Annotated in this window: 13 protein-coding genes and 2 pseudogenes; 5 read left to right on the top strand and 10 right to left on the bottom strand. The window is 43.7% G+C overall.

Annotated features, from left to right (window positions below; translation table 11 throughout):
* Positions 1-14 precede the first annotated feature (14 nt).
* Positions 15-287 carry a type II toxin-antitoxin system TacA family antitoxin gene (locus N4T56_RS20405; RefSeq protein ID WP_188739005.1) on the top strand — a complete coding sequence of 91 codons (273 nt, stop codon included), beginning with the start codon at positions 15-17 and terminating at the stop codon, positions 285-287.
* Positions 284-780: pseudogene (locus N4T56_RS20400) on the top strand (GNAT family N-acetyltransferase). The gene N4T56_RS20405 and the pseudogene N4T56_RS20400 overlap by 4 nt, the downstream one beginning before the upstream one ends.
* A gap of 601 nt (positions 781-1,381) precedes the next feature.
* Here N4T56_RS20400 and N4T56_RS20395 read toward each other — a convergent pair.
* Positions 1,382-1,621 (bottom strand): YdcH family protein, encoded by a 240-nt coding sequence (locus N4T56_RS20395; RefSeq protein WP_261734470.1) that lies wholly within the window; start codon positions 1,619-1,621, stop codon positions 1,382-1,384.
* A 159-nt stretch (positions 1,622-1,780) separates the two neighbouring features.
* Positions 1,781-3,001 carry an alpha/beta hydrolase-fold protein gene (locus N4T56_RS20390; RefSeq protein ID WP_261734469.1) on the bottom strand — a complete coding sequence of 407 codons (1,221 nt, stop codon included), beginning with the start codon at positions 2,999-3,001 and terminating at the stop codon, positions 1,781-1,783.
* 203 nt (positions 3,002-3,204) lie between these two features.
* On the opposite strand from N4T56_RS20390, the gene mtnC reads away from it, so the two are divergent.
* Positions 3,205-3,885, top strand: coding sequence for an acireductone synthase (gene mtnC / locus N4T56_RS20385; protein WP_261734468.1), 681 nt, complete (start codon positions 3,205-3,207; stop codon positions 3,883-3,885).
* 194 nt (positions 3,886-4,079) lie between these two features.
* Here the strand turns inward: mtnC and N4T56_RS20380 are convergent.
* A protein-coding gene (locus N4T56_RS20380) for an IS3 family transposase (protein WP_261731852.1) occupies positions 4,080-5,224 on the bottom strand; the annotation gives its coding sequence in 2 pieces (ribosomal slippage) (positions 4,080-4,969 and positions 4,969-5,224; 1,146 coding nt in all).
* Between the two features lie 813 nt (positions 5,225-6,037).
* Between N4T56_RS20380 and N4T56_RS20375 the strand changes: the two are divergent.
* Positions 6,038-6,461: pseudogene (locus tag N4T56_RS20375) on the top strand (acyl-CoA thioesterase).
* A 41-nt stretch (positions 6,462-6,502) separates the two neighbouring features.
* Positions 6,503-6,757: a GNAT family N-acetyltransferase gene (locus N4T56_RS20370; protein ID WP_261734467.1), complete on the top strand. Its 255-nt coding sequence runs from the start codon at positions 6,503-6,505 to the stop codon at positions 6,755-6,757.
* Between the two features lie 7 nt (positions 6,758-6,764).
* On the opposite strand, the gene N4T56_RS20365 is transcribed toward N4T56_RS20370, so the two are convergent.
* The 7 genes from N4T56_RS20365 to N4T56_RS20335 form a co-directional block, all read right to left on the bottom strand.
* On the bottom strand, positions 6,765-7,151 hold the full coding sequence (locus N4T56_RS20365) for an acyl-CoA thioesterase (protein ID WP_390904135.1): 387 nt from the start codon (positions 7,149-7,151) through the stop codon (positions 6,765-6,767).
* A 78-nt stretch (positions 7,152-7,229) separates the two neighbouring features.
* Positions 7,230-8,018, bottom strand: coding sequence for a lipase family protein (locus N4T56_RS20360; protein WP_261734465.1), 789 nt, complete (start codon positions 8,016-8,018; stop codon positions 7,230-7,232).
* A gap of 119 nt (positions 8,019-8,137) precedes the next feature.
* The gene (locus N4T56_RS20355; protein WP_261734464.1) at positions 8,138-9,931 is read right to left on the bottom strand and encodes an AMP-dependent synthetase/ligase; all 1,794 of its coding nucleotides are present in this window, start codon (positions 9,929-9,931) and stop codon (positions 8,138-8,140) included.
* 139 nt (positions 9,932-10,070) lie between these two features.
* Entirely contained in the window at positions 10,071-10,751 is a 681-nt protein-coding gene (locus N4T56_RS20350) for a hypothetical protein (protein ID WP_261734463.1), read from the bottom strand.
* Positions 10,723-11,181, bottom strand: coding sequence for a hypothetical protein (locus N4T56_RS20345; protein ID WP_261734462.1), 459 nt, complete (start codon positions 11,179-11,181; stop codon positions 10,723-10,725). Before N4T56_RS20345 ends, N4T56_RS20350 begins: the two co-directional genes overlap by 29 nt.
* A gap of 178 nt (positions 11,182-11,359) precedes the next feature.
* Positions 11,360-12,229 (bottom strand): ABC transporter ATP-binding protein, encoded by an 870-nt coding sequence (locus tag N4T56_RS20340; RefSeq protein WP_261734461.1) that lies wholly within the window; start codon positions 12,227-12,229, stop codon positions 11,360-11,362.
* 37 nt (positions 12,230-12,266) lie between these two features.
* The gene (locus tag N4T56_RS20335) at positions 12,267-12,644 is read right to left on the bottom strand and encodes a GntR family transcriptional regulator (protein WP_261734460.1); all 378 of its coding nucleotides are present in this window, start codon (positions 12,642-12,644) and stop codon (positions 12,267-12,269) included.
* Positions 12,645-12,656: the final 12 nt, after the last annotated feature.

Raw genomic sequence — 12,656 nt, 5'->3', positions numbered from 1 at the left:
ATAGAGAGAATATTATGGCAGCTACGTTACCTCGCATCACCGCTAGAGTTGATGCTGACACCCAAGATTTATTATCGAAAGCCGCGGCGCTTGCTGGCATGTCGAGCATTAATTCATTTATGTTAAATGCTGCAATCGAAAAGGCCAAACAAGTGATTGAACGTGAAGAAACGCTAAAGCTTAATCAAGCTGATGCCACTTTACTTATGGAAGCCCTAGACCGCCCAGCAACCGCAAACTCAAATCTACAAGCGGCTTCTGAACGTTATAAAAGCAAAAACCAATAATGAATATGGTACTGTTAGATAAGGCAAAACACGATAGAACCGCTTTAACTGTGGCAGTGACGCACTTAATAACTACTTGAAAGTTATGGCGAGTCAGCAAGCTAAAAAAGACAACACCAGAACCTTTGTTTTAGAAGATGATATCAATAACGCTCATATTATCGGTTTTTATACATTAACAATGACCCCGATAGACATAAAAGCCCTGCCACATAAGCTACAAAAAAAGTATCAATCTTCAACCTCAGGCGGCCTCATCGCCCGCTTAGCAGTAGATAAGCGTTACAAAGGCCAGGGGGTTGGTGAATGGTTACTTATTGATGCATTGCAAAAGTTGCTCACTGCGAGTGACAGCGTAGCATTCCCAGTGGTGATTGTTGACGCAAAAGATGGCGCAAAGCACTTCTCTCAACGCTATGGATTCCAGGCATTTCAAGATGCAGAACACAAACTGTTCATCACCATCGCAGATGTAAGAGCGAGTTTGAAATAGTTTGAGTGGCTTGAGATAGCTTGAAAAACTTAGAGCCAAGAATATATCACTGAGCACTCATTTCACAGGTTTATACCAATCAGGATAAATAAGTGATCAGAAATTGCGTAGGAAAAATTGCTTAGAATAAGGCAAAAATTGCTTAGAATAAGGCAAAGTTGCAGTGAGCTAGTTGTTCTACCTTCAAAATGTCTAACGACGTTATAAGCGATTTTAACCAGTAAGAATGATCACATTTTTGTGCTGATTGGTATTATCATGGCATTCACTCTCCGACACGCACCGGTACATCCCTGTTGCTCAGCCACTTGTCTGATGTGAAGGAATTCTCATCAGACTCCCATCTGAAGCATTAACACTTTCACTCTTGATGACAGGATGGGACAAAGCAGACTACAAACGCGGTCAAAAGCTGGATTCACCACGTCGCGAAATAATAACATCTATCATTTATTTTGATGTGGCAAATGAGCCAATGCTTTTATAAAAAGGAAGAGGGAACCGCCGTTGGTTTCCTCTTGATCTGGTGTGGGCGAAGCGCCACGACGTTAGTGGCCACAGGCCATAAAAAAAGAGCTGGATTCCAGCTCAAAACAGACCTCTACGCTTTAGTAAACTGAAGATAAAGCTTATCTTTAAGCACAGATCGTTCGTGTTTAGCTTGATGCATAAAGTCATCACTTGTAGGGGAGTTTCTCAGTTCTAACTTGCGGATTTCGGTGTCCAACTCATGGTAACGACGAGCAGAGTCAGCGAACTCACTGTTTTTTGTGGTTAAGGCTAAAATGGTGTCTGTATACTCAGGAAAATCAACTAATAACGCGTGGCTTTCACCTAACATATCTTACTCCTTTATATTATCCAATTATGTAAACCAATCTTAAGGTTAGACTATATTTTGGCTCTCGGTAGAATCGAAACTGCATTCTAAAAATGGATACTATAGCTATACTAAAATACCAACATAAATACAACTAAAGGCTTACCCTGCAGTTAGCCGCTATTTTTCCGATTGCTGAAACACCTCTAATTGTTGGGTGTACTTGTGTTGATAGAACGGATGGTCGGTACTCGCTAAGGCTTGCTTTTCAGCCGTAATCGCTTTAGTTAACTCGCCTAAATCCGCATAAACCATGGCTAAAGCATGATACGCAGTATGTGCCTTAGGATAAGCATTCAGCGTATCTTGATATACCGCAATAGCTTGTGCAGGATTATCGTTAGCAAAACTGGCGCCAAGAGCCAATAACGAATCAATTGCTGGTACATCAAAGCCATACACTTCATCAGACAAGCGTTTATAGTAGGCTAAAATTGCACCAGTACCTTGTTGTGATACCACCGAATCTGCAGCCAATACGGTATGAACATCGTTGAATATCATCTCGATACCCATGGCGGTCGCCAAAATGGGTTGCGTCATATAATAACTACCATCAAAGCGTTTTATTTTATAACTCAGTTGTGCATTAACGTGGGTTTCAAGCATATCTTCAAGCATGGCAAACGAGTCGAGTTGTCTTTGCTCAAAATCGCTGTCGCTGGTGCTCATAAATAACAATCTTTGCTTACCCTTGAGAGCCTTAAGCAGCTTGGGCGCATCATTTAGCACAAAGGCAAAATCATCTGACAGCACAGGGCTGGCAGCAATATAAGCATTAAATAACTGCGGGCGATTGAGTAAGCTATGCAGCACTAAGCCTGCATTACCAGTAAAACCGTTAAAAACCCTAAAGCCATTGGTGCGGTATTGCTTGTCGATGGCGGGCAACAAATGTTGTTCAAAAAAGTCGAGTAGTCCTTGATCGCCTCGTTTCTCAATCGCGGCAGACTTTAACTCCCCTAACCCTTTATGGCCATCTGGCGCAGTAATAATAATGGTGTCTAACCACGGCCAACCACCATTATGGCTCATCCAATCATGCATACCGCTTAAATACAAATGACTGCGTGGATGGAGATCCAATAACACCACATAACGTTTGTCGGGGTGAACGGTATAATCATGAGGCAATGTCACAACAAAATCGGCCGGGGCGCCAAATGAGCTTGAGTTAACGCTGAGTATTTCGGTTTTCGGTTGCGGAAAGGCATCTATTTTAGGCACATTAACAGCGTAAGCATTTACAACGACAGCACTCAATAGCAGTAAGCCAATAAGCTGGCATCGTCTCCATAAATTCAATCCCTTAGAGGTGCAGTGGTTCATAACTGTAGCCATCTTTTCGTCCCTGTTTTATACACCTTGTTGAACCTAACAGACCCACTTACACAAGGCAATTTAGCATTATCTAAACCTAGCTCACATCTTGTACTAAAAGTCGCCAAACCGCGGTGCAATCTGATTAATAGCACTAGCCTTAACGGCCAATAAAGCATAGGATCATCATTAAGTTAATTTATTGTTTGGGAGTCACAAGTCTTATGAGTATTAGAGCTATCATCGTTGATACCGCCGGTACCACTACCGATCTTAACTTTATTCAGGATGTGTTATTTCCATATTCACGCACTGCAATGCCAGAGTTTCTTGAAAAAAATCAACATAATGTATTGGTTGATTATTGCATTAGCGACATTAAAGACATCGCGTTAGAACCCGATGCATCTTTAGCGCGCGTGACCGAAATTTTACAACAGTGGATTGACGAAGACCGCAAAATCACCCCATTGAAAACATTACAAGGTTTGATTTGGAAGCAAGGTTACAATAATGCTGAGTTTACCGGTCATATCTACCCAGATTTTATTGAGTCGATTGAACGCATTACCCAAAAAGGCATCCGTATTTACAGCTTTTCGTCAGGCTCGGTTGATGCGCAAAAATTACTATTTAGCCACTCAGATTCTGGCGATTTAACGCCTTCATTTAGCGGCCATTTTGATACCCGTACCGGTAACAAATTAGACAAGCAAGCCTACTGCAACATTTGCAACACAATTAGCTTAAAGCCAAAACAAATTTTATTTGTGTCAGATATGGCTGAAGAGCTCAAAGCGGCTGAAGCGGCAGGCATGACAACGTGCCAAATGCTGCGTTTGCCAGAGCAGGTTAAAGCAAAATGCAAAACAGTGACCAGCTTTAACGAATTGCAATTCGACTAACCTGTCACGGCAAACACTTTCCTATAAAAAACGACCTTGATGGTCGTTTTTATTTTTTCCAATAGCCAATAATAACCCACAAACGCCGCCTACCAAGAAGAAAGCCATGTGCCAGGAGCGCTAAGTCATGTCAGCTTTAGCAAAATAAATCTGATGTGGTCAAGTAAATCTGTACACGCTTAGGGGAGTTATTATCATGCCGCCATTTCAGCTGCCGTTGGGGTCATATAATTATTGTAACTATGCCCGCGTTTTGTATTGTAATGTTTCAATATGTAGTTCAGCACATCATGTTTTGCTTCATCAAAATGTTGATATCCATTCTTGGGCATCCATTCCGTTTTATAGCTCCTAAAAAAACGCTCCATTACGGCATTATCCCAGCAATTACCTCGACGGCTCATGCTCTGATTGATTTGGTATTTCCAGAGCATTTGTCGATACTGAAGACTGCTGTAGTGACAACCTTGGTCTGAATGAAATAATAGACCTTTAGGCCATCCACGGCTTTCAAACGCCATTCTTAAAGCTGCACAGGTCAAATCTGTATTCGGGCTATCAGAACAAGCCCAGCCAACTATTTTTCTCGCATATAAATCCATGACTACCGCTAAATATAACCATTTTGTTCCAGACCAAATGTAGGTGACATCGCCACACCAAACCTTGTTTTTAGCGTTAACATTAAATTGTCTTTTTAGCAGGTTAGGAGCTATTTTTGACTCGCCTTTAGCTATTTTGTATCGATGTTTTCTGAGCTGAGTGCTCACCAAGCCTGCATGCTTCATTAAGCTTGCTGCTTTATAGCGACCGATATTTTCGCCTTGCTGATTTAATTGACCTGCAATTGTTCTAGCTCCCGCAGAGCCTCGACTATCACTGTGTATCTCAACAGCTTGCTGGCATAATCGCTGATAATCAGGGTTAACTATACCGCGCTGTTTTAGGTGATAGTGATAGCTACTTCGTGGCACTTCAAACAACTGACATAGTTGTTTAACAATACTTTGCTCTCTTGATAGTGACTCAATTAACGCTATCGTTTGATGTTGTCTTGCATTAAGAGAGCGGTAGCCTTTTTTAGGATATCTTTCTCCCATTCAATCTTTTTAATTTGAGCCTCAAGCTCTTGAATTCTCTTTTGTTCGGGCGTCAGGGCTTTTGTTGATGGTGTAATACCACTAAATTCTTCTTTTAGTTGTGCAACCCAACGTCTTATAGCTGTTGAGCCTACGCCTGTTGCTTCACAAGCTTCTCGAACGCTATAGCCTTGTTTAATCACAAGATTAGCCGCATCAATTTTGAACTCTGTTGAGTAAGTAGGTTGAGTTGTCATCATTTTTACACCAATTTATCTTAAGGGGAGTTTACCCCATATCGGTGTACAGATTCATTAAGCCATAACAATCCCTTATACCATTTCCATTAATTATGTAACCAGTCAGAGTCGCTCAGACTGTTCAGTTTGAGGCGCATTGTTGAAATAATGGTTATTCCCTTCTAAGGCAATACAACAAAGAAATGGACTGTCTGAGCGTCTCCTGCAAGGCGGGTTTCTGTACCTTCTATGCTGCTTAATAGTATTTTGACGTACGACTGCATGGATGCAGGAGGTAGAGCAACGCAGGAGCAGTTGCCGACGACTGCATGGATGCAGGAGGTAGAGCAACGCAGGAGCAGTTGCCGACGACTGCATGGATGCAGGAGGTAGAGCAACGCAGGAGCAGTTGCCGACGACTGCATGGACGCAGGAGGTAGAGCAACGCAGGAGCAGTTGCCGACGACTGCATGGACGCAGGAGGTAGAGCAACGCAGGAGCAGTTGCCGACGACTGCATGGACGCAGGAGGTAGAGCAACGCAGGAGCAGTTGCCGACGACTGCATGGACGCAGGAGGTAGAGCAACGCAGGAGCAGTTGCCGACGACTGCATGGACGCAGGAGGTAGAGCAACGCAGGAGCAGTTGCCGAGAGCAACTATGCCTACAATCCTATTACTTGCCTAGAAGGTACAGAATTCCCGCTGAATGACCAGATAATTAGTGGAATTGGTATTACTAGGCTAAACACTATACCCCTTGTTGTTTCGCCTTGTGACTGGTAAATTAACTGCCAATTTCAAACAAGCGTTTAACTTTTTATACAAGGTATCTCATGGAAGACTTTCTAGCTAAACACTCTATCAGCACCAAAATCCAAATTGCATGGGGCGAAATGGATGCACTGCAACACGTTAACAACTCCGTTTATTTTCGATATTTTGAAACCGCGCGTCTCGACTTTTTTAATCAAATAAACCTACTTGCCGACTTAAAAACCACAGGTGTTGAAGTCGGTGCTCAGTGAAACTAACGCTCGCTTTAAGCGCCCGTTAACATTTCCGGACACCATTATTATCGGTACCAAAATTAGCGATATTACTGAAGACCGCTTTGTCATGCATTACACCGTGTTCAGTCAATCGCAACAATCGGTCACCACACACGGTTGGGCAAAAGTTGTCATGTTTAACTTTAAAACCGGTCAAAAAGCCAAACTCACGCCAGAATTACTGGCCGCCTTGTCGCAGCATCAGTAAGTTTTACTCTTACGCAATTAACATCATAAAAGGATAACAGCATGAGCAATCAGGATTTGGTAGTCGTGCACCAGGCCGAACAACATCGTTTTGTGGTCAACACCCAGGACGTTGAGGCAGTGCTTGAATACCATTTGGCTGGTCAAGATATTGATTTTCATCGCACCTTTGTTCCACCACAATTACGCGGCCAAGGGATTGCAGAAAAGCTCGTGCGTACTGGGCTGGCATGGGCAAAATCAGAAAATGTTAATATCAATGCCAGTTGCAGTTATGTGGTTAAATTTTTACGTTAATTAGCCATTACACCGGACCCGTTAACGCAGCTAACTGTTGACGCACATTCTCGGCCAATGGTTCACTTTTTTCGGTTTGGTAGTTGTAATGCACCATGGTGGTGGTGGCTTCGGCGGTTTTTTTACCGCCTTGCCAGCAGCTTTGTAAAATATCAAAACTACTGTTACCTAAACGGCTAATGTGGGTTTTTACTGTCACTTCGTTGCCGTAGTAAGTTGGCGCAGTAAAGGCGATGGTAAAACCGGCAATAATCATGTTCCATTTGGTTAAATCTTGCCCCGGATTAACAATATCAAAAATTGGCTCTCGCGCCGCTTCAAACCATACTGGGATCACGGTGTTATTGATGTGTCCTAATGCATCGGTTTCACAAAAACGCGGTTTTAGGGTCATGCTAAATTGAGTCTCTGTCACAAAATATCCTTTATTATTCTTATGTATAGTGTGCAACTATTCTAACGATACTTGTTGCTACAGGTCATCAAAAAAATCTTTATCGCGAATGTATTTGTGCATGTAATGCGAAACAAATGGCGACAATAACCAACTGGCAAAACTCAATAAAAAACGTTTAACAGGCGAGATATTGTCGTATATACGCTCGTTGTGTAACCACAGCATTCGCCCAACATGATGAAACATCCCCGGCAGGGGCGGTAAAAATGTCACCACATCAACACCACAACAAATTCGATAGGTACGCCGATGGAGTAAATATTGGCGCTGAAAACTGCCAAACCCCGGCGCAGGCTGACCAAATGTCACTACGCGTTTTATTGACTTTGTGTATTGGCGCTCTAACCTGTCGGCGGCCAATATCGCCATCGCACCACCCGATGAATGCCCTGTGAGCGTGACTCTTTTACCTAACAAAATCAGCGGGCTAACAATGGCATGTAACTGCTGGTAAATACTAATGCCACTTTGATAATCAGGCGCACAAGGGTTACTTCGCTGTTCGAGTAAATAATCATAACCTGCATGCACATGATAACGACAACCAGCAAAGCGTTTCACTTTGGGTAAACAATGCATGTTAATAAGCCATTCGTGTACGGTTTGCGAGCCCCTAAACACCACCAACACTTCAGGGTGATCATCACGCCATAATACCCGCGCACAAATATGCCCCCAACGATTGGCAATTTCGGCATAATTATCAGGTGAGAATCCCAAACTTTGCGGATCAAAGTCGGTTTGATACGTTACCTTGCAGAGCACTGCGTAACGTTCATATTGATAACGCTTAAGCTTTTTCACATCCTATAGCCTGCCAGATAAGACAGGCTTGAGCATAAGACAAACAGATGACAGTTCAGTGAATAGATAACAAAAAGGGCGCCCGACGGCGCCCTATTTGTTAAAGCTTTTCGCAATGATTAGCTACCATACATAGCATTAATTTCGTGGTGATATTTGCTGTAAATCATCTTACGACGCAATTTTAAAGTCGGAGTAATTAGCCCAGATTCCATTGAAAATGCTTCGTGCAATAAAGTGAATTTTTTAATTTTTTCAAAGCCTGCTAACTCATGCTGCAGCTCGATTAAACGCTGTTCAAAATGTGCTACCACTTGCGAGTGGCGTAGTAGCTCAATAGGGTTTTCAACATGAATACCTTGCGCTGTAGCCCAGCTATTTAACGCTTCAAATGCTGGCACAATAAGGGCTGACACGTAATTACGAGCATCGGCAACAATAGCCACCTGCTCAATAAAAGGACAACAAGCCACTTTACCTTCAACACGCTGCGGGGCAATGTATTTACCGTTAGACGTTTTCATTAACTCTTTAATGCGGTCAGTAATGTATAAGTTACCTTGTTCATCGATACGCCCTGCGTCACCGGTTTTTAACCAACCGTCTTCAAAGGCTTCGGCGGTGTCATCGGGGCGATTGTAATAACCGCGCATCACTGTGTCGCCGCGTACTAAAATCTCATCGTCTTTACCCAGCTTAATTTGCATGGCCTCTAACGGCTTACCGTTTGAGCCTGGCACACGATTATCGAGGGTATTACAGGTCACGGTCGCGCACGTTTCGGTCATGCCGTACCCACACAATACAGGCACGTCAATACTGTGAAAAAAACGGCCAACATTAATATCTAATGCAGCGCCGCCCACTGGCATAAATTTAAGTCGGCCGCCGAGCACCTGTTGTAATTTACTGTAAACCAGCTTGTTAGCCAGTTTCCATTGGGTACTTAACCATAAGCTCGGCTTAGCGCGGCCTTGATTGACTTCAAATTGGCGTTGGCCAACTTTCATCGCCCAGGCGAACAATGCTTGGCGTGCTTTAGGCGCTTTACCAACTTTATCATGCACGGCACTGTAAATTTTTTCTAAAAATCGTGGCACTACACATAAGGTGTGTGGCTTAACCGCGACAAGCGCCTGTTTAATTTTATTAGTGTCGTTTAAGTAAACATTATGACCGCCACGGCACAATACATACATGCTCCAACCACGCTCAAAAACATGGCTTAGCGGCAAAAAGGCTAATGACACATCGCCAGCGGTAAAAGGCAGTTTTTGGTCATGTTGGCTGATCATCGACGCAAAATTTCGGTAATCGATCATCACCCCTTTTGGGTTGCCTGTGGTACCTGAGGTGTAAATCAACGTGAGCAAGTCATCCAGATCAGTATTGGCTAATCGGCTAGTTAGCTCTTGGGTTACGCTTGGATTAAATTGTGCGGTTAATAGTGAATCAAAATACAGGTGATTGTCGGCTTTTAAGGTTACATTGGCGTCAAACACTACAATGTGTTGCACGCTGTCAGCTTGCTCGGCAATATCACACGCCATGTCATATTGTTGCTGATCACCGGCAAAAATTAATTTAGCTTGGGCATCGTTAACAATAAATACGGCTTGTTCAAGTGTACTGGTTGGGTAAACAGGTACCACCACATTCCGCGCTTTAAGTGCGCCAATATCGGCACAAGTCCATTGCGGGCAGTTTTGCGACAATATCACTACTTTGTCTTGCACGTGTAAGCCAAACTCGATCAGCAATTGGGCAACAGAGTCTGTTAAGGTATTGAATTTATTCCACGTTACTGTGTGCCAGGGCGCTGGTACTTCAAAGCCTTCTAGGGCAATGTTGTTGCCTAAAGACTGACTTTGCTGTTGCAGAAGTCGTACGACGTGGTATTGATTTAATGACATTTAACAGTGACCTTTTTAGCTTACAAGTGTTCCGCTTTTTGCATTCTACCTGAAGCTAAAAAAATCATAAGAGCTTTTGCTCTATTTGTGCGATTAACATCACGTTCACAAGCAAAACTGATAAACAACAAACACCGCTTTAAGGCGCGGTAATACCGTGCTTCCATAGCTGTCGCTTACCCCACATCAATGCCAGCACACCGACTACCGTTAGCGGAATATCCAGCAATAGCCACGGAGTAAGACTGTCGCCATCTCTTAGCGCAGCAAAACTCATAGACACCAATATCGAGTGTAAAAGCACCACCAACATCGCCGCTGTGGCTTGATGACTATTACGGCTTGCTGCCCCAGTGCCGAGCATAATGGCACAGCCCCAAAAGGTGCTTAAACTTAAGTGAACTAAAAACATCAGGCTGAGTTGCGGTTCAAACAAGGATTTTAGTAACCCTATTGCGGTCACTATCAACACCATCACCGCAATAAAACGATTTTGACTGCGGTAAAAAGCCTCTTTCATCCCGCTTAATCCGCTGTAACCAGGTAATAAAAATAAGGTTTCAGTGGCACGCCAACGTTGAATTCGGCTCCAATGAATAATTGCACAGCTGATCACTGAAAATTGAGCAATTAAAAACACAGTTGGAAGGTTAAAATCGAACAGCCACGAAATCAGCATTAAGACGATGGCGATAACAGGCAGGGTTAACATCATCATGGTTAACACTGGGCCAATAAAGAAATTCATTGGATGAAACAGGCGCTCGAATTTACCCACCCACGCGACACCTTTAATGCTCGGTAACCACATCCAGCCCATTTGTACGGCATTGAGGTACACCACCCGCGCATCGCTGTTCCAGCGCAGTTGCCGACATAAGCCAACCACCCGATAAAACAGCATGGCAACAATGATTAAGCTGTACCCACTGCGACAAACGAGAGGCAAGTTCATCTAAAAATGGCACCGCAATAAACAGCGCAAACGATAAATGAAAATAATGACTGCGCCACAAGCATAACCATACAAAACCAAGCCCTACCGCAACGGCTAACCACAAATGCGCTATTACTTCATATGCCGAAAAAATCACACAAGCCAACACCTGAAACCCAATAACCGCCAGCGCTATAGTCAACGCCTGTTGCAATACATTGGTTTGATAACCTGGGATTAGTTGGCTGGTCTCAGTCGCCACTAAGCGATTTAACTGCCAGGCAATACTGGCTGCAGCCGAAACAGTCGACATAGCAAAACCAAACTCACCACATCGACTCTTCCGCTAATTAACAGCGTAAGTCCGAACACTAGCCCAAGCAGACTCGTGCCTAAAAAACTAACGCTACCTAAGTCATATAACCACAGACGCAACATACCCTGATAGGGTTTACGCCTTGTAGCTTGTTTTCCTTGAGCTGGCAGCGCACTCATCGGTGCAGCTCCATAAATAACTGTTCTAAATTTAATGATTTTTCATTCTGTACACCTGCAATTACATCCGAGTTACCTTGAGTGTCCACCAGTACGGTTTGGCCGGTTTGGCTTAATATTCTGTAGCTTGCAGGTAGTTTGGTGTCGTCGTTAATCGTGAGTAATTTAACCTCTTCACGCAGGGCATCAATTTCTTTAAACAGCACTAAGTCGCCTTTTTTAATGAGTGCTACATGGCTGGCGACACGCTCTAAATCAGAAGTAATGTGCGATGAAAACAATACCGCCGAACCTGATTCTAGGGCGAGATCGAACATAGCCCCCATAAATTGGCGACGAGCAATAGGATCGAGGCTTGCGACGGGTTCGTCGAGTAACAACAAAGTCGGTCGATACGCCATCGCCATGATCAAGGCTAACGATTGGCGCTGACCGACAGACAGTTTTTGTACGGCTTGAGTAACATCTAAATCAAAGCGTTTTAACCAATCTTGTTCTAAGGCAATGTCCCAATTGGGGTAAAAACTGCGGTGTAACTCTAAGGCTTTATCTATGGTAAAGCCTTCGTAACCGAAAGGCTGTTGTGGTACGTAGCCAATGCGCTGTTTTGCTTCAATGGAAAGGTTTTCTGGCGATTCGCCCAGGGTATTGATGTTGCCGCTATCGATATCAACAATTCCTAACGCGCAGCGCATTAATGTCGATTTACCCGCGCCATTTTGACCTAATAATCCCACGACCATCCCAGGGTAAAGTGTTATCGATAAATCGACTAACACCTTATGCCCGGTTGCAGACTTGTCTGTCTCGACATAGGTTTTATTGACTAAATTAAACTGTAAAACGGGCTTATCTTCGGCTTCCATGTTCGACTTTCCTACCAAAATTTAGCTTAAATGACGGCTATTCTTTTTGCCAAAATTGCTTCAATAGCTGTTGCAACTCGTCGTATTCAACACCTAATTGTTGTGCTTGCTCAACTAATGCGCTTAACTGCGGCGCTAATAAACTGCTGCCTGAGGCGTTATTTGCTGATGTTCTCGCAGCCACGCGTGACGGCTGGCCACGACGACGCTCAACCCAGCCCTGGTCGACAAGTTGTTGCATCGCACGCGACACTGTCATTGGGTTTACTGCCAAATGTTCGGCCAATTGGCGCACTGAAGGAAGTACATCTTCAGGCTGCAATTGACCGCCAACAATTAAACGCACGATTTGATCATGCAATTGTCGATAAATGGGTTCGCCACTGCTGGGGTTGACATTCAGTAATTCTAACATTAGCCTTTAACA

The organism is Shewanella phaeophyticola (assembly GCF_025398315.1).
Taxonomy (GTDB): Bacteria; Pseudomonadota; Gammaproteobacteria; order Enterobacterales; family Shewanellaceae; genus Shewanella; species Shewanella phaeophyticola.
Note: the sequence above shows the minus strand (reverse complement) of the source record. Positions and strands in the feature narration are given on the sequence as shown.

Coding starts and splice junctions, on each gene's coding strand:
- N4T56_RS20345 (WP_261734462.1), bottom strand. CDS start 11,181: ATGTCGACTGTTTCGGCTGCAGCCAGTATTGCCTGGCAGTTAAATCGC.
- N4T56_RS20340 (WP_261734461.1), bottom strand. CDS start 12,229: ATGGAAGCCGAAGATAAGCCCGTTTTACAGTTTAATTTAGTCAATAAA.
- N4T56_RS20370 (WP_261734467.1), top strand. CDS start 6,503: ATGAGCAATCAGGATTTGGTAGTCGTGCACCAGGCCGAACAACATCGT.
- N4T56_RS20390 (WP_261734469.1), bottom strand. CDS start 3,001: ATGGCTACAGTTATGAACCACTGCACCTCTAAGGGATTGAATTTATGG.
- N4T56_RS20355 (WP_261734464.1), bottom strand. CDS start 9,931: ATGTCATTAAATCAATACCACGTCGTACGACTTCTGCAACAGCAAAGT.
- N4T56_RS20350 (WP_261734463.1), bottom strand. CDS start 10,751: ATGGGCTGGATGTGGTTACCGAGCATTAAAGGTGTCGCGTGGGTGGGT.
- N4T56_RS20405 (WP_188739005.1), top strand. CDS start 15: ATGGCAGCTACGTTACCTCGCATCACCGCTAGAGTTGATGCTGACACC.
- N4T56_RS20365 (WP_390904135.1), bottom strand. CDS start 7,151: ATGACCCTAAAACCGCGTTTTTGTGAAACCGATGCATTAGGACACATC.
- mtnC (WP_261734468.1), top strand. CDS start 3,205: ATGAGTATTAGAGCTATCATCGTTGATACCGCCGGTACCACTACCGAT.
- N4T56_RS20395 (WP_261734470.1), bottom strand. CDS start 1,621: ATGTTAGGTGAAAGCCACGCGTTATTAGTTGATTTTCCTGAGTATACA.
- N4T56_RS20335 (WP_261734460.1), bottom strand. CDS start 12,644: ATGTTAGAATTACTGAATGTCAACCCCAGCAGTGGCGAACCCATTTAT.